The organism is Sphingomonas sp. P4_D12, from assembly GCF_056401895.1.
The window spans coordinates 83,138-100,063 of sequence record NZ_JBFUIL010000005.1 but is presented as its reverse complement, the minus strand read 5'-3'; the positions used below and the strand labels follow the sequence as shown (position 1 = coordinate 100,063).

Here is a 16,926-nt window from a genome sequence, read left to right as displayed (position 1 = left end):
GAGGGGATGTACCATGAAGAAATTCGAACTGCTTGCCGCGTCGGCTATCGCGCTGATCGCAGCCACGCCGGCCATGGCGCAAAATGCACCCACACCCGCAGCGCCGGTCGCTGCGCCGCAGGCTGACGATCAGGACCAGATCGCCGACATCGTCATCACTGCCCAGCGCCAGTCCGAGACGCTGCAGACCGTGCCGATCGCGGTGTCGGCGTTCAGCGCCGAGGCGCTGAGAGAACAGCAGATCAACACGACGAGCGATCTTCAGCTGACGCTGCCGAACATTACCTTCACCAAGGGCAACTTCACCTCGTCATCGTCGTTCAACATCCGCGGCATCGGCGACCTCTGCGTCGGCGTCACCTGCGACGCCGCGACCGCGATCCACGTGAACGATGTGCCAGTGCTCGGCTCGCCGATCTTCCAGAACGAATATTTCGACGTCGAGCGCATCGAAGTGCTGCGCGGACCGCAGGGCACGCTGTTCGGCCGCAACGCGACTGGTGGCGTGATCAATTTCATCACTGCCAAGCCCGATCTGTCGGGCATCCACGCCTCGGGCGATGTCGAATATGGCAATTACAACAGCGTCCGCGTCAAAGGCATGCTCAACATACCGTTGGGCGACATCTTCGGTGTCCGCGTCGCGGGTTACTACCTGAACCGCGATGGTTTCACCAAGAACCTGTCCACGAACAGCAACATCGATGGCCGCGACCAGTATGACGTCCGTGTATCGCTGCGCTTCCAGCCGACCGCGAACACGACGCTCGACATCGTCGCCCATTATTTCAAGGAAAACGACGATCGCTCGCGCATCCAGAAACAACTCTGCCATCGCGACCCGACCGGCGTGCTGGGCTGCTTGCCCGACCGGCTCGGGTTCGAGCAGGTCAATGGCGACGCGACTTTAGCCTCGGTACTGACGTCGAGCCAGTTCCTCAGGCTGCGCACCTCGACCGCGCCGCTCGCCGGTTTCGCGCTGGGCAGTGTCTATGGTTCGGACGGCGACAGCTACACCGGCTACGTCAACCCGGCCGACATGCGCACGGTCAACATCGACTCGCTGCCGACGTTCAAAACCAATGAGAAGCAGGTCCTGGTCAACTTCTCGCAGGATTTCGGAAAGGCGCTGTTCAAGCTGGATGGCGGCTATACCGAAGGCATGACCGACTCGTCGGTCGACTATAACGTCGGCATCGAGCGCTCCTACGCGACCAACCCCGGCCTCAACCTCTTCAACGCAGCCGCTGGCGCCGGCCTCCTAGGCCCGGGTTACTTGGCGATCCGCAACATCCTGCTGCCCAACGGCAACACCTCGACTCTTTGCCAGTCGCTTGCCGAACCGACCGGCACCGGCGTCTATAGCGGTCACAAGGTCTGCGCTTCGACCAGCCTCGACTTCGACCGTTCGACCGCGCGCGGCAAACAATGGTTCGCAGAAGGTATCATCTCGTCGAAGCTCGACGGGCCGTTCAACTTCCTGGCCGGTGCCGGCTATCTCGACTATAAGGTCACTGACAACAGCTATTATGTGAACTCGTTCGCGCTCGACTATGCGGCGGGTCTGCTCGGCGGGGGAGCCGGCAATGTGCTCGGCACGCCGTTCTATCGCAACGACTCCGAATTCTACCATCTGAAGAGCTACGGCTTCTTTGGGGAAGCCTATGTGAACTTCAGCAGCAAGGTGAAGCTGACCGGCGGTCTGCGCTACAACCATGACGAGAAGGACTATCAGTCGCGCACCAACCTGCTGAACTGCCCGGTTCCAGTGGGCGCGGCGAGCGCCTATTCGGCGCCGGGCTTTGCCTGTTACGACGCCGATCCTGCACGCGCGGGCAACCAGCCACTGGCAATCAACAATGTCAGCTTCGGGCGCCTGACCGGCCGCGCGGTCCTCGATTGGCAGATCACCTCGCGCAACCTGCTCTACGCATCCTATTCGCGCGGCTATAAATCGGGCGGCCTCAATCCGTCGCTGGCGGCTGGGTTCAGCGTCCCGCTGACCTTCGGGCCGGAAACGGTCAACGCGTTCGAAATCGGGTCGAAAAATACCTTCCTGGGCGGCACGCTCCGCCTCAACCTCACTGCTTTCTATTACCAGTACAAGCAGCTCCAGCTGAGCCGCATCGTCGCGCGCACCTCGGTCAACGACAATGTCGACGCCGATATCTACGGCGCCGAGGCGGAAGCGATCATCAAGCCGAGCAATTCGGTGCTGATCAACCTGACGGCGAGCTACCTGCACACCAAGGTTTCCAACGACAAGTTCCTCAGCAACCCGCAGGATCCGTCGGGCGGCCGCGCCGACGCGGTGATCATCAAGGATGTCACCAACGGTTCGAACTGCGCCGTGGTATCGAATTCGGGCAACGCAGCGATCTCGAATGGTTTCGTCAACGCGGCGAACTCGGCGATCAACGCCGGCGCCTTTGCGGCCCAGGGCATCCCGGCCCAGCCGGGCAACTTCCAGGGCACGACGCCGATCCCCGGCACCAATACGACCGGTGCGTTCAGCGTCTGCGACCTTCTGACTGGCTTTGCCGCCGCCACCGCGGCGCCGGTAACCGTGCTGCCGTCGGGCGTGGCGGTGAACATCAAGGGCAACGAGCTGCCGCAATCGCCGCACTACAAATTCTCGGCGGGCATTCAGTGGACCGGTCAACTCGGCAACGACTGGAACATCACTCCGCGCGTCGACCTGGCCTATACCGGCGGCTATTATGGCAGCATCTTCAACAACAACGTCAACCGCATCCAGGGCTATGAAGTGATCAACGCCCAGGTTCAGCTGAACGGTCCGAGCGAGAAGTTCTACGTTCGCGCCTTCGTCCAGAACGTGGCCAATAACAACGCGATCACCGGTCTCTACGTGACCGACCAGTCGTCGGGTCTGTTCACCAACGCCTTCACGCTGGAACCACGCCGCTATGGTCTCGCTGCCGGCTTCAAGTTCTGACGCCGGAGGCGCCAGCCTCACATTTCAAAGGCTCCGGGGTTCATCCCCGGAGCCTTTTTCTTGCCTGATCGCTATCATGACCGAGGAACCGCGAACAGACGCGCCGTCGTCGCTGCCGACCCGACGGCAATCTGCTTCGCCGGAAAGGCTTAGCCCAGCCGGGCGGCGTGCCAGGCGATATGATCGGCCATGAAGGTCGAGATGAAATAATAGCTGTGATCATAACCCGGCTGCATCCGCAGCGTGAGGTCGATCCCGGCGCGATGGCAGGCGTCCGCCAGCAATTCGGGTTTGAGCTGATCGGCGAGGAACGCATCGGCATCGCCCTGATCGACCAGGACGTCGGACAGGCGCGCGCCGTCGTCGATCAGCGCACAGGCATCATAGGGCCGCCAATCGGCGCGATCGGCACCGAGATAACCGCTCAGCGCCTTTGCACCCCAAGGGCAATGAAGCGGCGACACGATCGGCGAGAAGGCCGACACGCTGCGGAAGCGCCCCGGGTTGCGCAAGGCGATCGTCAGCGCGCCGTGGCCGCCCATCGAATGGCCGGTGATGCCCTGGCGTGTCATGTCGGCCATCGCAAACTCGGCGGCGATCAGCGCGGGGAGCTCGTCCTCGATATAGGACCGCATCCGGAAATTGGCCGACCAGGGCGCCTCGGTCGCGTCGACATAGAAGCCGGCGCCCTTGCCGAAATCATAAGCCTCGTCATCGGGCACGTCGTCACCGCGCGGGCTGGTGTCGGGGGCGATGAAAATCACGCCATGTTCGGCACAGGCGCGGCGAAACTCGCCCTTTTCGGTGACATTGGCGTGCGTGCAGGTCAGCCCCGACAGATACCAGAGCACCGGCAGCCGCGCGCCTGCCTCATGCTCCGGCACGAACACCGAAAAGGCCATCGGCGTGCCGGTGGCGGCCGACGCGTGTTCATACACGCCCTGGACGCCACCGAAGGCGCGATTGGTCGATTTGACGGTCAACGACATGCAATTAGCCTAGCCGGTGAAGCCCGCACAGCTTGTTGCCGTCGGGATCGCGCAGATAGGCGAGGTATAATTTCATGCCGGCCCCTTCGCGAACGCCAGGATCCTCCTCGATCGCGACGCCGCCATTGGCGACGCCAGCGGCATGCCAAGCATCCGCCTGTTCGGGCGTTTCCATCGCAAAGCCGATCGTACCGCCATTGGCGTGACAGGCCGGCGCGCCGTCGATCGGCGCGGTGACCATGAAGATGCCGCCATTGTGCAAATACATCAGCCGGCCCTTGGGATCGACGATGGCCTCTTTCCCACCGACCGCGCCGAACAGCGCGTCGTAGAATTTCTTCGATCGGTCGAGGTCGTTGCTACCGACCATCATGTGCGAAAACATGGCTTTATCCTCCCCAGATGAATACGTTTTTTGTCAGAAGACCACAACGGCGCGGATGCTCTCGCCGGCATGCATCAGGTCAAACCCCTTGTTGATCTCGTCGAGCTTCAGGACATGCGTGATCATCGGATCGATCGCGATCTTGCCCTGCATGTACCAGTCGACGATCTTGGGCACGTCGGTGCGGCCCTTGGCGCCGCCGAACGCGGTGCCGCGCCAGTTGCGTCCGGTGACCAACTGGAATGGACGCGTCGAGATTTCCTTGCCGGCCTCAGCCACGCCGATGATGATGCTGGTGCCCCAGCCGCGATGGCACGCCTCGAGCGCGACGCGCATGACGTCGGTATTGCCGGTCGCATCGAACGTATAATCGGCACCGCCATCGGTCATCGCGACCAGGTGCGCGACCAGGTCGCCCTCCACTTTCTTCGGATTGACGAAGTCGGTCATGCCGAATCGCCGGCCCCATCCCTCTTTCGAGTCGTTGACATCGACGCCGATAATCTTGTCCGCGCCGACCATTTTGGCGCCCTGGATGACGTTGAGGCCGATTCCACCCAATCCGAACACGATTACATTGTCACCCGCCTGGACCTTCGCCGTCTTCACCACGGCGCCCACGCCGGTGGTCACGCCGCAGCCAATGTAGCAGCTCGTCTGGAACGGCGCGTCCTCGCGAATCTTCGCCACGGCGATCTCGGGCAGCACCGTGAAATTCGAAAAGGTAGAGCAACCCATATAATGAAAGATCGGCTGCCCCTTATACGAAAAGCGCGTCGTGCCGTCGGGCATCAGCCCCTTGCCCTGGGTCGCGCGGATCGCCGTGCACAGGTTGGTCTTGCCCGACAGGCAGCTTTTGCACTGCCGGCATTCGGGCGTGTACAGCGGAATGACGTGGTCGCCGGGCTTCACGCTGGTCACGCCAGGGCCGACCTCGCGCACGATGCCGGCGCCTTCGTGACCGAGAATCGACGGAAAAATCCCTTCAGAATCAAGACCATCTAGCGTGTAAGCGTCGGTGTGGCAGATGCCGGTCGCCATGATCTCGACCAGCACTTCGCCCGCTTTGGGACCGTCCAGGTCGACCTCGACAATCTCCAGCGGTTTCTTCGCTTCGAAGGCGACGGCGGCGCGGGTCTTCATCGGTATCGGCTCCCTAATTGTCGCGCCCGCTTCTAACCGCTCGCGCGGCGGGGGCAACCTTCAGCATACCCTGAATTCGACGACCGTATGCGTTGCCCGCGCGCGAGCCGCCGCGCGAGCGGTTGGGAGGGTCGGGAAACGATACGCGGAGACAGCATCGGACACCGACTATCGCGCGTTCCGGGATCTGGCACCGGCACCCCTCATCGCCCCGCCGAGCCGGCACAAACCAGCGCCCTGCCGATCGTGGTCATGTCATATCGGCGTCAAAAGTCGCTCCGCGCTCTATCCTAAGGCGTGACAAGCGCAAAAAGGCAGCGCACAAGAGGCGCGCGCTCCATGAGGCGTAACGAGTCTGGGGCCGGAACACCGGCCAAATGAACAGGAAGGAATGCAATGGCTACTGCACCCAAGACCGGCGGAATTCACGCGCCCGTCACCCCGTCGCCCGAGCTGGGCGCGATCGTGGGGACGGCGCCGCTGCCGCGCAGCCAGGTGATCAGCAAGGTGTGGGACCACATCAAGAAGAACAACCTTCAGAATCCCGCCAACAAGCGTGAGATTCTGGCCGACGACAAGCTGAAGAAGGTGTTCGGCACCGACAAGTGCACGATGTTCGAGATGAACAAGTACATCTCGAAGCACGTCAAGGCGTAAGTCGGAAAGACCTGAAGGGCGCCGCGCGGGAGACCGTGCGACGCCCTTTTTGCTGTCGGCAAGGCGTTCAGGCCGCGACAGGCTCCGCCGTCATCACGATCTGAATGCCCGACGCATCGTCCAGCAGCCCGGCCCGCTCCGCCGCCGGTCGTGCCTGACAGCGTTCGATATAGGCGTCGATAGCCGCATTCGGCGGGAAAGCGTGGCGAGCGAAAGCCAGCGCGCTGCCGATCAGCAAGTCCGCACCCGAGAAATCATTGCCCATCACGTAAGGGCCGTTGGCGAGCGCTCGCTCCAGCCTGGCGAGGACAGCATCATAGCTGCGCTGCTTGCGTGGCGCGCCGACCAGTTCGCCCAGCATGGCGGCGAACATCGCCGGCTCCATTTCGGCGGCATACCAGGCGAGCCAGGTGAGGTAAGCGCCGCGTTCCGGCGTCCCGATACGCGGTCCGAGCCCGGCGTTCGGAAAAGCATCGGTGAGATATTGCAGGATCGCGACCGATTCGGCGACCAATGCACCGTCATGCTCGATCGCGGGCACGCGCTTGTCGGGGTGCGGATTGGCGGGATCGCCAACGCCTTCGCCGGTCATCGGCCGAAAGATCGATACCGGGCGGATCTCATAGGGCACGCCCAATTCCTCGAGCAGCCAGATCATGCGCGACGATCGCGATTGCGGGGCGTGGTAGAGAGTAATCATAACGGCGGCTCCTTCGCTTCGAAGCAGCGGCCAAATCGCCGCGCCCGATGAAAAGGCTTGTAAGTGCACCCTCCTGACAGCATCCTGTCAGTAGGAAGTGGGAGGTGTAGATTTCGTCATGCGTCGTGCCGATCGGCTGTTCCAGATCATCCAGATCCTCCGGCGGTCATCACGCCCGATCACCGCGCAGGACATCGCGGCCGAGATCGAAGTCTCTGTCCGAACGATCTATCGCGACGTCGCCGACCTGATCGGCCAGCGCGTGCCGATCCGCGGCGAAGCGGGCTTCGGCTATATCCTCGACGATGCGTTCGACATGCCGCCGCTGATGCTCACGCCGGACGAGATCGAGGCCGCCGTGCTCGGCGCACAATGGGTGGCCGGACGCGGCGATCCGGCGCTGGCAGCAGCCGCGCGCGACTTGATCGCCAAGATTACGTCGGTGGTGCCCGAGCGCCTGCGGCCGTTCATCGCTGATCCCTCGATCGGCACACCACCGCGATTAAAGGCCGCGCCCGACGCGATCGACCTGGGAATTGCCCGCAGCTGGATCCGCGAGGGCCGCAAGATCCGCATCGACTATCGTGACGAACGCGGAGCGGTCAGCGATCGGGTGATCTGGCCGGTCATCATCGGTTTCTTCGACCAGGCGCGGGTGATCGCCGCCTGGTGCGAACTGCGCCAGGATTTCCGCCACTTCCGCACCGACCGCATCGTCGCCGCCCAGTTTCTCGACGAACGCTATCCCGCGCGCCCCGGCGAATTGCGATCGCGCTGGAAGCGCGGGCTCGCGCAGCGGCAGCGGCCGTAGCCAGCATGGCTTGTCTTCGGACGATTGCGCCGGGATAACCCCCGAAACGTGGCCAAACCTTTTCGCCCTGGTGAATGTCCGAGTTCGGGTCTTAGCTGCCGTTCGGCCTAGGCAACATTTAACCGCTTCTTCTTGGGCGCAAGCGAATCGCTCCCCAAGCCGCGGCCACAGCAAACAACCAGTAAAGGGCAAGACTGATGCCCAGACCGGATAGCAGATATGCCGAAACACTCATGGGCAAGGTAGTTCGTCCTGAGGGTATCGCATAGCACTCCGTCCACTCGCCGCGCCAAAACGACAGTATCAGGCGGTCAGTCGGAGCCTTCCTAAACGACGGGTTACAATCGAGAGGTATCGTGGGTGACGATTGAATATAAGGGTAGCTTTGGAACGGCTGAATCCTACGAAGGACCTCCTCCGCAGATACCTGCTGATTTTTTTCAATCGAGGCTGCCGCATCTTTGAACTGCTCGTAGTACGCCCGGTCGTTCGCAGCCTGCGCGGGGAGCCTCAATGGCATCGTTGTACCGATAAATGCGAAGAACATCGCGATCAGGCCAAGCAGCAAGCACAAGACCATTCTCATATATCGGCTCCCGACATGCCGTTTGCGGTACACGTCCACAACTGAGTCGTCTGATTGTTCAGACCATCGGCAAACCTGCAGAGCCTCACAAACCGAACTCGAAAGTGATTGGTGGTCCCGGAGGGACTCGAACCCCCGACGCCCACTTTAGGAAAGTGGCGCTCTATCCGGCTGAGCTACGGAACCACGCCCGGTCTGGTACCGAGCGCATGCGGACCGGTCAATTGCAGGCTTCGGGCGGGACGACCGGAAAGGGCAAAGGCGCGACCGGGACGCCCTCGTCGGCGAGCGCCTTCGCTTCCTCGATCGAGGCCTGGCCGTGGATCGCCGCATGGTCCTCCTCGCCCGAATGCATCGCCCGGGCTCGCGAGGCGAAGGCGGTGCCGACCCATTCGGAATTGGCCAGCGCCTGTTGCTGCGCCTTGGCCAACGTCGCCATCGCCGCCTTCACCGCGGCAGGAGTGGCATCGGCCTGGCGATTGCCCTTGGCCGCGACATTGGGCGCCATCACTGCCTTTTCGATCCCGCTATTGCCACACATCGGACAGCTGACCAGGCCGCGCGCTCGCTGATCGTCATAGTCCGACGATGAGCCAAACCATGCTTCGAACACGTGCCCGCCGCCGCATTTGAGGTCGAACACGATCATGCCCGCACCACCTCGGGAATCGAACGCCGATGCTTGAGCGCGGGGACGCGCGCCCGCACGTCTTCCTGCAAGGCCGGATCGATTTCGGCAAAGCCCAGTCCGGGCGCCTCTCCCATGTCGAGCAGCACTTCTCCCCAGGGATCGATCACGAGCGAATGGCCATAAGTCGCGCGGCCATCCTCGTGCACGCCGGTTTGCGCGGCGGCGACGACGAAACAGGCGCCCTCGATCGCGCGCGCGCGCAGCAGCACATGCCAATGCGCCGCGCCGGTGGGTCGGGTGAACGCCGCGGGCATCGCAAGGATCGTCGCCCCGGCGTTGGTCAGCGCGCGATAGAGATCGGGAAAGCGCATGTCGTAACAGATCGACATGCCCAGGCGGCCGACCGGCGTCGTCACCACCACGGCACCCTCGCCCGGCGTATAGGATGCGGATTCGCGCCAGCTCTCGCCGGTCGGCAGGTCGACGTCGAACATATGAAGCTTGTCGTATCGGGCTCGGATCTCGCCCGCCGCATCGATCACGAAGCCGCGATTGGCCAGCTTGCCGTCGTCGCGGCGGATCAGCAGCGACCCGATATGCACCCAGATGCCGCGATCGGCAGCCGCCATGCGCATCGCCGCCAGCACGGGGTCGTCCGCTTCACTGAACAGGTTCGGCGCCGCACGCTCGCGATTTCGGTCGACCAGTCCGGACACTTCCGGCGTGAACAGCATCGTCGCGCCACCCGCCGCGGCGGTCGCGACCGCATCGACCATCGTCGCCCGATTCGCGGCGGGATCGATCCCGCTCGTCATCTGAAGGACCGCGATCTTTCCGGCGGCGGTCATGCCGCGAGCAGCGGGTCGAGCCCCCCGCGCGCGTCGAGCGCGGCGAGATCGTCCGACCCACCGATATGCTTTCCGTCGATGAATATCTGGGGCATCGTCATGCGACCATCGGAGCGGTCGATCATCTCGGCCTTTTTGGGGCCACCCATCGTGACATCATATTCGATCGGCTCGATGCCCTTCGATTCGAGCAACTTCATCGCTCGCACGCAATAAGGGCACCACGCCTTGGTGTAGACTTCTACCTTGGCCATAGTCCGAGAGAGGTGGAGAGCGTCGGGCGGCTTGTCAATCGGACGTGTCGCTGAGCACCCGCGCCCAACACAGAATGGTGACTTTGCCGGCACCCGCCTTGAGCAGCGCGCGCGTGCAGGCGTCGGCGGTCGCGCCGCTAGTATAGACATCATCGACCAATATGACGTGCCCCTCCTCTATCCGGCGTTCGACAGTGAATGCGGCGCGAACCGCGGCGCGACGCTGGCGGGGGTTCATTCCGCGCAGTGCGGGCGTTCGCTTCGGGCGGCGCAACAACAACGGATCATGCGGGACGCCGCTTGCCGCCGACAAGGCGTCGGCGATCAGCGCGGCCTGGTTGAACCCCCTGCCCCATAACCGCCAGCGATGCAGCGGAACCGGCACCAACAGGGTCGCGTCCTTAGGCATGTGTCGCGCCATCAGCCGCGCCGCCGTTGTCGCGAAGGCGAGCCGGCCGCCATATTTGAGCCGTAACGCGACGGTCTTTGCCACCGGGCCATAAGCGACCGCGGCGCGCGCGCCGGCATGCGCTGGTGGCTTGGCGAGGCACGCTCCGCATTGCGCGTCGGGCCCGCGGTCGACCTCGAACGGCGCGCAGCACGTCGCGCACCACGGTTCGCCGAGGAAATCGAGCGAATCCCAACACGCCGCGCAGAAATTGTGGTCGCCCCTCACCACCGCGCCGCAACCCGGACAGCGCGGCGGCAGCGCCAGCGACACGGTATCTGCGAAGACCTCTTTGACCCCCATCCCGCTCTTGTCGCGCGGTCGCCGCGGCGGCACAAGCGCGGCCGATGGACTCCCCCGAAATCTTCGATCGCGCGGCACGGCGCCTCCACCGAGATCGTGCCGCGCCGGTCTATGCCAGCCACGCTTTCCTGCGCGAGGCGATGCTCGACGGCATTGCTGAACGGTTGAATGGCGTAAAGCGCAGCTTCAGTCGCGTGCTCGATCTCGGTTGCTTCGATGGAGCATTCGTGCCGCCGCCGAACAGCGCGGTGACGCGGATCGATGCGGGGCGCCTGTTCGCCGCGCAGGCGGGCGGCATCCAGGGGGATGAGGATTTGTTGCCAGTCGATCCGGAGAGCTTCGACCTGGTCGTTTCGGCGGGCGTCCTCGACAATGTCAATGACGTGCCCGGCGCGCTGGCCCAGATCCGCCGCGCGCTTAAGCCCGACGGCTTGTTCCTCGGCGCGTTCATCGGCGGCACATCACTGCCAACAATGCGTGCCAGCTTCCTGCAGGCAGAGGCCGATCGTCCCGCCGCCCGCTTTCATCCGATGATCGACGTGCGGTCGGCCGGCGACCTGCTGGTCCGAGCCGGCTTCGCTTTGCCGGTCGCGGACAGCGAAACGCTCAGCGTCCGCTATCCCGACCTGTTCCGGCTGATCGGCGATCTGCGCGGCATGGCGGCGACCAACGTGCTGCGGGGCCGCGTGCCGCTCGCTCGGGCCACGCTGGCCGCGGCCGCCGGAGCGTTTGGCGAGCGCGCCGATCCCGACGGCCGCACGGCGGAGCGGTTCGACCTGATCTTCCTGACCGGCTGGGCTCCCTCGCCCGACCAGCCCAAGCCAGCGCGGCGCGGCAGTGCCACCGTCTCACTAGCCGCCGCGCTCGGCCGCAAGGACTGACACGAACGGGCGGTCCGCTGGCGGCATATCATAATCCGCCAGCGCGGCTGGCAGCACCCACCGGATCGCCGCGGCGTCTAGCGCGCGCGCCTCACCTTGCCAGGCTGTGCAACGGTAAAGCAGCAGGAGCAGATGGCGCGCTCCCCGACCGGCGCTGCTGAACGTCAGCGGTTCGAGCTGCTCTGCCACGACCGTAACGCCCAGTTCCTCACGCAATTCGCGGACCAGCGCCGCCTCTGGCGACTCGCCGGGCTCGATCTTGCCGCCGGGAAATTCCCATAAACCGGCATGCTCCTTGTCGAACGGACGCTGGGCGATCAGCACGCGCCCCTGAGCATCGGTCAGCGCGACGGCAACCACGGGCAATAAGTCCATTTTGGTGCCGTCCCTCCGCGCCGTTGGTCATTCGTTAACGAAACGTGCCTACCATCATACGTAGATTGGGGAGCCGTACGCGGCAAAAAGCGATGATCCATGTCCTACGCCAACTGGCCAGGAGTCGAAGAGGCGCGACCGCCGTCGAGTACGGACTGATCCTGTCGCTGGTCGTCCTGACGATGCTCGCCGCTTTGCAAGGGCTGGCCAGCACGACAACCGGCATGTGGAATAATGTGGCCGACAAGGTCCAGAACCCACATTAATTCGGACATCCGGAACATTTCATTCCGGCTTTAAGCTTTTCTCAACCGCCCTGGCCTACTGATTCGGACTGCTGGACGGGGGCATATCCTGGTTCAGCCGGGTGACTGAAGTAGTTCGAACCACTGGAGACCGGATATGAAGACCGTTCGCAAGATTTTCACCAACAAGAAGGGTGCCACCGCCATCGAGTACGGCCTGATCGCCGCGCTCATCGCTGTCGCTGCGATTGCCGCGATGCAGGGCCTGGGCAACCAGCTGAAGACCACGTTCACCAACGTGTCTTCGAACATGAAGGCTTCGTAAGCTCCAACGCTTACAGCTGAAAAGAGGGGCGGCGGAACTTCGGTCCCGCCGCCCTTTCTTTGTTATGAACTCCTCTCCCGCTTGCGGGAGAGGCCGGGTGAGGGTCTTCTTTCTTCTTCCAGGCGGCTCGCAACCACAAAAGAAGAAAGAAGACCCTCACCCTCCCACCGCCTTCGGCGGCGGGCCCCTCCCTCTCCCGCGCGCGGGAGAGGCGGAGTCTTAGAGTCGGCCCATCGCCAGGAATTTGTCACGGCGATCGCGCCGCAGATCGTCCGGACCGAGATTGTGCAACCCGCCCAGCGCGTCCGCCATCGCGTCGCCCAGCGCCGCAATCGCCTTGTCTGGATCGCGATGCGCGCCGCCTAACGGCTCGGACACGATCGTGTCGATCACGCCCAGCCCCTTCAAATCCTGCGCGGTGACCTTCATCGCCTCGGCGGCGTCGGGCGCCTTGTCGGCGGTGCGCCACAGAATCGACGCGCAGCCTTCGGGTGAGATCACCGAATAGACCGCGTGTTCGAACATCAGCACGCGATTGCCCGCAGCGAGCGCGATCGCGCCGCCCGATCCGCCTTCCCCGACCACCGCCGCGATCATCGGCACGCCGAGCTTCAGGCATGCCTCGGTCGAGCGCGCAATGGCTTCGGCCTGGCCGCGCTCCTCGGCCTGGACGCCGGGAAAGGCACCCGACGTGTCGACCAAAGTCAGCACCGGCAGCCCGAACCGGTCGGCGAGTTCCATCAGGCGGATCGCCTTGCGATAGCCTTCTGGCTTGCCCATGCCGAAATTGTGCTTGAGCCTGCTGGCGGTGTCGTCGCCCTTTTCGTGGCCGATCACCATTACCTTCTGCCCACGGAAGGTGGCGAAACCGCCTAGAATCGCCTGATCGTCGGCGAAGGCGCGATCGCCGGCCAGCGGCATGAAATCCTCGAACAGGCCGGCGATATAATCCCCGAAATGCGGGCGATCCTGGTGGCGCGCGACCTGCGTCTTCTGCCACGGGGTGAGTTTGGCATAGGTCGCCTTGAGCAAGGCGTCGGACTTGGTCTGCAGCCGCTTGACCTCGGAATCGATGTCGATCGCGCCGTCCGAAGCGGTATCGCGAAGTTCATCGATCCGACCCTGCAACTCAGCGATCGGCTTTTCGAAATCAAGGAAGGTAGCCATGGCCGGGCGGGTTAAGGCCGCCTCGGGGCAACGTCAACGAGCGGGTGGCGAGTGTTGACCAGCTCGATCAGCCGTTTGCTGTCGACATGCGTGTAGATTTCGGTCGTCGCGATATCGGCGTGACCGAGCATCGCCTGGAGCGCGCGCAGGTCGGCGCCGCCTTCGAGCAGATGAGTGGCGAAGGCGTGGCGCAGCACGTGCGGGCTGACGCGATCAGGCGGGATGCCCGCATCGGCGGCGAGCGCCTTGATCAATTGATAGAGGCGGATGCGCGACAGATGCGTCTTGCCGGAGGGAAACAACCACGGCCGGTCGCTCGCGACATGCGCGCGCCACGCCGCTACGGCCGCACGCGCGCGATCGGAAACCGGCGCCAGCCGCTCGCGCCCGCCTTTGCCCTTGAGGATGATATAGGGCCGATCGGGCTGGATGGCGTTGCGCGGCAGCGAGACGAGTTCGGTCGCGCGCAGTCCGGACCCGTAAAGCAATTCGATCAAGGCCGAGAGGCGCAGGTCGTTGGGATCCGGCGGCATTCGCGCTTGCCGCTCGGCGATCGCGGCGAACAGCCGGTCGATATCCTGGTGACTCAGCACCTTGGGCAGCGGCCGCCGCGCGCCGGGTCGCGGCAAGGCGGCGCCAGGGTCGTCGGCGCGGTGGCCCTCATCGGCCAGGAAGGCGAAGAACCGACGCAGCGCCGCCGCCTTGCGCGCGACCGTCGCGTGCGAAAGATCGCGCCAGCCGTTGCCCAGCCGTTCGACGTCCTTGACCTCCGCGGAGACCAATCGTCCGTCCAGGGCCTCGGAGGCCAGCCGCAAGTCGCTGGCATAGGCAGCAACGGTGTTCCTGGCGGCGCCGACTTCCGCCACCAGCATCTCGAGAAAGCGCTCGATCAGCGCACGGTCATCAAGGCCGATGGCGGCCATTAGGGTGCAGACCCATTACTAATGAGGTCGAGATGGAGACGAAAAGGGCCGCTGGGAGAGAGGGCGCGCAGCCAGATAGCGGTGCCTATCTGGCAAGCGTCCGACCGCTCCAGCGGCCCTTTTCGTCCCACCGCTTCGCGGCAGTCATGTCCGGGCCCTGTGGCGCGTCGGGGCGCTCGAACGGGGGAAACCCCCCGTTCTTCGCACTCCTCCTCCCACAGCATCCCGGACATGACTGTCTCGATCCTCATTAGTAATGGGTCTGCACCCTAGGCCCGCGTCACGGCCTCGGCCGCAACCATCCGCGCGGTGCTTCCCAGACCCACGACCCGCAACGCATTGACGATATGGAACAAGGCCGCGGGGGATACGCCGCGCCAATCCGGCGTCTGCAGCCCGACAGCGCTCAGCACTAACACCTCACCAGGGCGGCCTTCCGCCGCGGCACGGTCGATCGCGCGGGTCCATTTGTTGTCCCCCTGCACATCGGCCCCATAGCTTTGCGCCACCGCTGGATCGAGCCTGGCGAGCCCAGCCAACCCGGCCGCGAACATTCGCTGCTTGTCGGCGTCGCCCGAAAACGCGCCGACCTCTCCCGATCCGTATCGTGCGTTATTGTCGGGATTGGACACCAGGATCAGCGCCCAGCCCAGGCTGCCACGCGCCACCGCGCCACGCCAGCGCGCCGCCGAGCGATCGAGCCCGGCGCTGAGCATCGAGGCGACCAGCTGATCGCTGCCATCGGTCTTGGCTGCGACCGGAATGCGTTTTGCCGCGCGCGCCGTCAGCACCAGCCGGCCATAGCCCGCCAGGCCGTCAACATTCTGGCCCCATAGCCCACGCAGCGCGCCGAGCCGGGCATCGCGCGATCCGCCCGTATAGGCGGTGCGCAAATCGCTGGCGACGCCGTTGGCCGGATTGCCCTGATCGTCGCCCGCATCGATCAGACCGTAGAGATCGACCAAGGCGAGGTTGGAGAGGACACCCTGGGCAGCCGCCTGATCGGCAAATTGCGACCGTTCGACCGGCGTTTCCTGAGGCGCCAACACTTGCCAATAGCGCATCTGCGGGCCGGTCCCCTCAAACAGCGCGTCGGGAATTTTTTCGCCCGCAGCCATCGCAAGTCCGTAGCGCCACGTATTGATATTGCTGACGCCGTCCCATTCGATCACCACGTCGCCCTTGCTCGACCCGCGCCCGGCGATCTTCTGCGCCAATGCCAGATCAATACCCGCGGCGACGCGCTTGGCCTGGTTCATCAGCGGCGTCGCCTGGCTCGGCGTCGAGGATAGAGAAGCGCACATCGCGCGCGCCAGCACCCAGCTCGGCTCGCTCGACACCTTGATCGCATCATTGGCCAAGGGACACATCGCACCGACATCGCCGGTCGCCAACGCGGCCTGCATCGCGACCTGATAGAGTTTGGGCGTGTAATCCTGCGGGTCGACCGACTGAACCATCGCGCGCGCGCCGACCGATTCGCCCATCCGCAGCAACAGCCAGGCACGCTCGGCCGCGAAATCGGCGCCGTTGACGTTGCGCGGTGTACTGATCGGCTGCAGCAACAGCCGGCGCAGGGCGATCGACACCCAACGCGAGGCGATCGGCGCGCGCGTGTCGCGCATCAGCCGCTCGATGTACCGGCCATCGGCATTACCGAACGCGGCGGGATCCATCATCCGCTCGGCGGTCGGCAGGATGCCGATCATCGCCAGATTGCGGCGCGACGATTCAGGCAAGGTGTAACGCACTGGGCCAGGGGTCGCGGTCGGCGTCGGCGCCGCGATCGACAGCCCGGTCACCGGATCGGTGGCAGCAGGCGTGGGTAATGGCATCGCCGGAGCGGCCGGGCTGGCCGTCGGTGCGGCGCCCACAGCGGGAGCCGTCGTCGGCGCGGGCGCGGGCGCCGGTGTCGGCGCGGGAGTCGAGGCGCGCGGCGATGGGCGCGGCGCGGGAGCAGGCGCGACCGGCTGGTCGAACCCTGGCGGCAGGATCGATTCGGGCTTTTTCTGCGCGAGCGCGACGCCGCCCGCGGCGAGCAGCGCTATCGCCAGCGCTGACGCGCCGGCGCTAGCCTTGGAGATTCGCAAGCGAGACAGCCTTTTCCACCCGGGTCTGCTGCGTGTCGTGCGCTCGGCTCGACAAGAAGAACATTCCGCCCACCAACAGCACCAGCACGACGATCAGCACCACCAACATTCGCGACATGCGACAATAACCTCTACAGTCTTTCGGCGTTCAAACCGGCACGCCGCCCGGCTCGGCGCTTGTGCCCGAGCGTGCGGTGCGCTGTATAGCC

19 protein-coding genes and 1 tRNA gene are annotated in these 16,926 nt (G+C 64.4%); 6 read left to right on the top strand and 14 right to left on the bottom strand.

All coding sequences use genetic code 11. The annotated features are described in order from the left end of the window. The first annotated feature begins 13 nt into the window (after positions 1 to 13). Positions 14 to 2,956 carry a TonB-dependent receptor gene (locus AC1DSD_RS10570; RefSeq protein ID WP_478029985.1) on the top strand — a complete coding sequence of 981 codons (2,943 nt, stop codon included), beginning with the start codon at positions 14 to 16 and terminating at the stop codon, positions 2,954 to 2,956. A gap of 149 nt (positions 2,957 to 3,105) precedes the next feature. Here the strand turns inward: AC1DSD_RS10570 and fghA are convergent, their stop codons facing one another. From fghA to AC1DSD_RS10555, 3 genes are read right to left on the bottom strand one after another with little or no spacing between them, the layout of a single operon-like run. Further along, complete coding sequence (gene fghA, locus AC1DSD_RS10565) at positions 3,106 to 3,945, bottom strand: S-formylglutathione hydrolase (RefSeq protein ID WP_478029984.1); 840 nt, start codon at positions 3,943 to 3,945, stop codon at positions 3,106 to 3,108. Positions 3,946 to 3,949: 4 nt separating this feature from the next. After that, a complete protein-coding gene (locus tag AC1DSD_RS10560) occupies positions 3,950 to 4,330 on the bottom strand; it encodes a VOC family protein (RefSeq protein ID WP_478029983.1) in 381 nt (126 codons plus the stop codon). Between the two features lie 33 nt (positions 4,331 to 4,363). Beyond that, entirely contained in the window at positions 4,364 to 5,473 is a 1,110-nt protein-coding gene (locus tag AC1DSD_RS10555; RefSeq protein ID WP_478029982.1) for an S-(hydroxymethyl)glutathione dehydrogenase/class III alcohol dehydrogenase, read from the bottom strand. 396 nt (positions 5,474 to 5,869) lie between these two features. Between AC1DSD_RS10555 and AC1DSD_RS10550 the strand changes: the two genes are divergently transcribed. Then, complete coding sequence (locus tag AC1DSD_RS10550; RefSeq protein WP_478029981.1) at positions 5,870 to 6,130, top strand: SWIB/MDM2 domain-containing protein; 261 nt, start codon at positions 5,870 to 5,872, stop codon at positions 6,128 to 6,130. Between the two features lie 67 nt (positions 6,131 to 6,197). Here AC1DSD_RS10550 and AC1DSD_RS10545 read toward each other — a convergent pair whose 3' ends face one another. Beyond that, complete coding sequence (locus tag AC1DSD_RS10545; protein WP_478029980.1) at positions 6,198 to 6,830, bottom strand: glutathione S-transferase family protein; 633 nt, start codon at positions 6,828 to 6,830, stop codon at positions 6,198 to 6,200. A gap of 118 nt (positions 6,831 to 6,948) precedes the next feature. On the opposite strand from AC1DSD_RS10545, the gene AC1DSD_RS10540 reads away from it, so the two are divergent. Next, positions 6,949 to 7,641 carry a helix-turn-helix transcriptional regulator gene (locus AC1DSD_RS10540; protein ID WP_478029979.1) on the top strand — a complete coding sequence of 231 codons (693 nt, stop codon included), beginning with the start codon at positions 6,949 to 6,951 and terminating at the stop codon, positions 7,639 to 7,641. 695 nt (positions 7,642 to 8,336) lie between these two features. Here the strand turns inward: AC1DSD_RS10540 and AC1DSD_RS10535 are convergent. From AC1DSD_RS10535 to AC1DSD_RS10515, 5 genes are all read right to left on the bottom strand, one after another. Next, positions 8,337 to 8,413: transfer RNA gene (locus AC1DSD_RS10535), tRNA-Arg, on the bottom strand. A 34-nt stretch (positions 8,414 to 8,447) separates the two neighbouring features. Beyond that, complete coding sequence (locus AC1DSD_RS10530; protein WP_478029978.1) at positions 8,448 to 8,876, bottom strand: DUF1178 family protein; 429 nt, start codon at positions 8,874 to 8,876, stop codon at positions 8,448 to 8,450. Beyond that, on the bottom strand, positions 8,873 to 9,706 hold the full coding sequence (locus AC1DSD_RS10525; RefSeq protein ID WP_478029977.1) for a carbon-nitrogen hydrolase family protein: 834 nt from the start codon (positions 9,704 to 9,706) through the stop codon (positions 8,873 to 8,875). The genes AC1DSD_RS10530 and AC1DSD_RS10525 overlap by 4 nt, the downstream gene beginning before the upstream one ends. After that, positions 9,703 to 9,960, bottom strand: coding sequence for a glutaredoxin 3 (grxC, locus tag AC1DSD_RS10520; RefSeq protein WP_478029976.1), 258 nt, complete (start codon positions 9,958 to 9,960; stop codon positions 9,703 to 9,705). Before grxC ends, AC1DSD_RS10525 begins: the two co-directional genes overlap by 4 nt. Before the next feature lie 34 nt (positions 9,961 to 9,994). Next, positions 9,995 to 10,711 (bottom strand): ComF family protein, encoded by a 717-nt coding sequence (locus tag AC1DSD_RS10515; RefSeq protein WP_478029975.1) that lies wholly within the window; start codon positions 10,709 to 10,711, stop codon positions 9,995 to 9,997. Positions 10,712 to 10,755: 44 nt separating this feature from the next. On the opposite strand from AC1DSD_RS10515, the gene AC1DSD_RS10510 reads away from it, so the two are divergent. Continuing rightward, the gene (locus tag AC1DSD_RS10510) at positions 10,756 to 11,592 is read left to right on the top strand and encodes a methyltransferase domain-containing protein (RefSeq protein WP_478029974.1); all 837 of its coding nucleotides are present in this window, start codon (positions 10,756 to 10,758) and stop codon (positions 11,590 to 11,592) included. Here the strand turns inward: AC1DSD_RS10510 and AC1DSD_RS10505 are convergent. Further along, positions 11,563 to 11,967 (bottom strand): (deoxy)nucleoside triphosphate pyrophosphohydrolase, encoded by a 405-nt coding sequence (locus tag AC1DSD_RS10505; RefSeq protein ID WP_478029973.1) that lies wholly within the window; start codon positions 11,965 to 11,967, stop codon positions 11,563 to 11,565. The genes AC1DSD_RS10510 and AC1DSD_RS10505 overlap by 30 nt on opposite strands. Before the next feature lie 92 nt (positions 11,968 to 12,059). On the opposite strand from AC1DSD_RS10505, the gene AC1DSD_RS10500 reads away from it, so the two are divergent. Further along, the gene (locus tag AC1DSD_RS10500; protein ID WP_478029972.1) at positions 12,060 to 12,233 is read left to right on the top strand and encodes a Flp family type IVb pilin; all 174 of its coding nucleotides are present in this window, start codon (positions 12,060 to 12,062) and stop codon (positions 12,231 to 12,233) included. 136 nt (positions 12,234 to 12,369) lie between these two features. Beyond that, the gene (locus AC1DSD_RS10495) at positions 12,370 to 12,537 is read left to right on the top strand and encodes a Flp family type IVb pilin (protein ID WP_066590201.1); all 168 of its coding nucleotides are present in this window, start codon (positions 12,370 to 12,372) and stop codon (positions 12,535 to 12,537) included. Between the two features lie 219 nt (positions 12,538 to 12,756). Here AC1DSD_RS10495 and AC1DSD_RS10490 read toward each other — a convergent pair whose 3' ends face one another. The 4 genes from AC1DSD_RS10490 to AC1DSD_RS10475 form a co-directional block, all read right to left on the bottom strand. Then, the gene (locus AC1DSD_RS10490) at positions 12,757 to 13,704 is read right to left on the bottom strand and encodes an acetyl-CoA carboxylase carboxyltransferase subunit alpha (protein WP_478029971.1); all 948 of its coding nucleotides are present in this window, start codon (positions 13,702 to 13,704) and stop codon (positions 12,757 to 12,759) included. A gap of 11 nt (positions 13,705 to 13,715) precedes the next feature. After that, on the bottom strand, positions 13,716 to 14,627 hold the full coding sequence (locus tag AC1DSD_RS10485) for a tyrosine-type recombinase/integrase (RefSeq protein WP_478029970.1): 912 nt from the start codon (positions 14,625 to 14,627) through the stop codon (positions 13,716 to 13,718). Between the two features lie 269 nt (positions 14,628 to 14,896). Then, positions 14,897 to 16,717, bottom strand: coding sequence for a hypothetical protein (locus tag AC1DSD_RS10480; RefSeq protein WP_478029969.1), 1,821 nt, complete (start codon positions 16,715 to 16,717; stop codon positions 14,897 to 14,899). Next, positions 16,698 to 16,835 carry a hypothetical protein gene (locus AC1DSD_RS10475; protein WP_478029968.1) on the bottom strand — a complete coding sequence of 46 codons (138 nt, stop codon included), beginning with the start codon at positions 16,833 to 16,835 and terminating at the stop codon, positions 16,698 to 16,700. Before AC1DSD_RS10475 ends, AC1DSD_RS10480 begins: the two co-directional genes overlap by 20 nt. Positions 16,836 to 16,926: the final 91 nt, after the last annotated feature.

Coding starts and splice junctions, on each gene's coding strand:
- AC1DSD_RS10500 (WP_478029972.1), top strand. CDS start 12,060: ATGATCCATGTCCTACGCCAACTGGCCAGGAGTCGAAGAGGCGCGACC.
- AC1DSD_RS10525 (WP_478029977.1), bottom strand. CDS start 9,706: ATGACCGCCGCCGGAAAGATCGCGGTCCTTCAGATGACGAGCGGGATC.
- AC1DSD_RS10540 (WP_478029979.1), top strand. CDS start 6,949: ATGCGTCGTGCCGATCGGCTGTTCCAGATCATCCAGATCCTCCGGCGG.
- grxC (WP_478029976.1), bottom strand. CDS start 9,960: ATGGCCAAGGTAGAAGTCTACACCAAGGCGTGGTGCCCTTATTGCGTG.
- AC1DSD_RS10495 (WP_066590201.1), top strand. CDS start 12,370: ATGAAGACCGTTCGCAAGATTTTCACCAACAAGAAGGGTGCCACCGCC.
- AC1DSD_RS10510 (WP_478029974.1), top strand. CDS start 10,756: ATGGACTCCCCCGAAATCTTCGATCGCGCGGCACGGCGCCTCCACCGA.
- AC1DSD_RS10550 (WP_478029981.1), top strand. CDS start 5,870: ATGGCTACTGCACCCAAGACCGGCGGAATTCACGCGCCCGTCACCCCG.
- AC1DSD_RS10515 (WP_478029975.1), bottom strand. CDS start 10,711: ATGGGGGTCAAAGAGGTCTTCGCAGATACCGTGTCGCTGGCGCTGCCG.
- AC1DSD_RS10570 (WP_478029985.1), top strand. CDS start 14: ATGAAGAAATTCGAACTGCTTGCCGCGTCGGCTATCGCGCTGATCGCA.
- AC1DSD_RS10485 (WP_478029970.1), bottom strand. CDS start 14,627: ATGGCCGCCATCGGCCTTGATGACCGTGCGCTGATCGAGCGCTTTCTC.
- AC1DSD_RS10545 (WP_478029980.1), bottom strand. CDS start 6,830: ATGATTACTCTCTACCACGCCCCGCAATCGCGATCGTCGCGCATGATC.
- AC1DSD_RS10530 (WP_478029978.1), bottom strand. CDS start 8,876: ATGATCGTGTTCGACCTCAAATGCGGCGGCGGGCACGTGTTCGAAGCA.
- AC1DSD_RS10490 (WP_478029971.1), bottom strand. CDS start 13,704: ATGGCTACCTTCCTTGATTTCGAAAAGCCGATCGCTGAGTTGCAGGGT.
- AC1DSD_RS10560 (WP_478029983.1), bottom strand. CDS start 4,330: ATGTTTTCGCACATGATGGTCGGTAGCAACGACCTCGACCGATCGAAG.
- AC1DSD_RS10505 (WP_478029973.1), bottom strand. CDS start 11,967: ATGGACTTATTGCCCGTGGTTGCCGTCGCGCTGACCGATGCTCAGGGG.
- AC1DSD_RS10475 (WP_478029968.1), bottom strand. CDS start 16,835: ATGTCGCGAATGTTGGTGGTGCTGATCGTCGTGCTGGTGCTGTTGGTG.
- AC1DSD_RS10555 (WP_478029982.1), bottom strand. CDS start 5,473: ATGAAGACCCGCGCCGCCGTCGCCTTCGAAGCGAAGAAACCGCTGGAG.
- fghA (WP_478029984.1), bottom strand. CDS start 3,945: ATGTCGTTGACCGTCAAATCGACCAATCGCGCCTTCGGTGGCGTCCAG.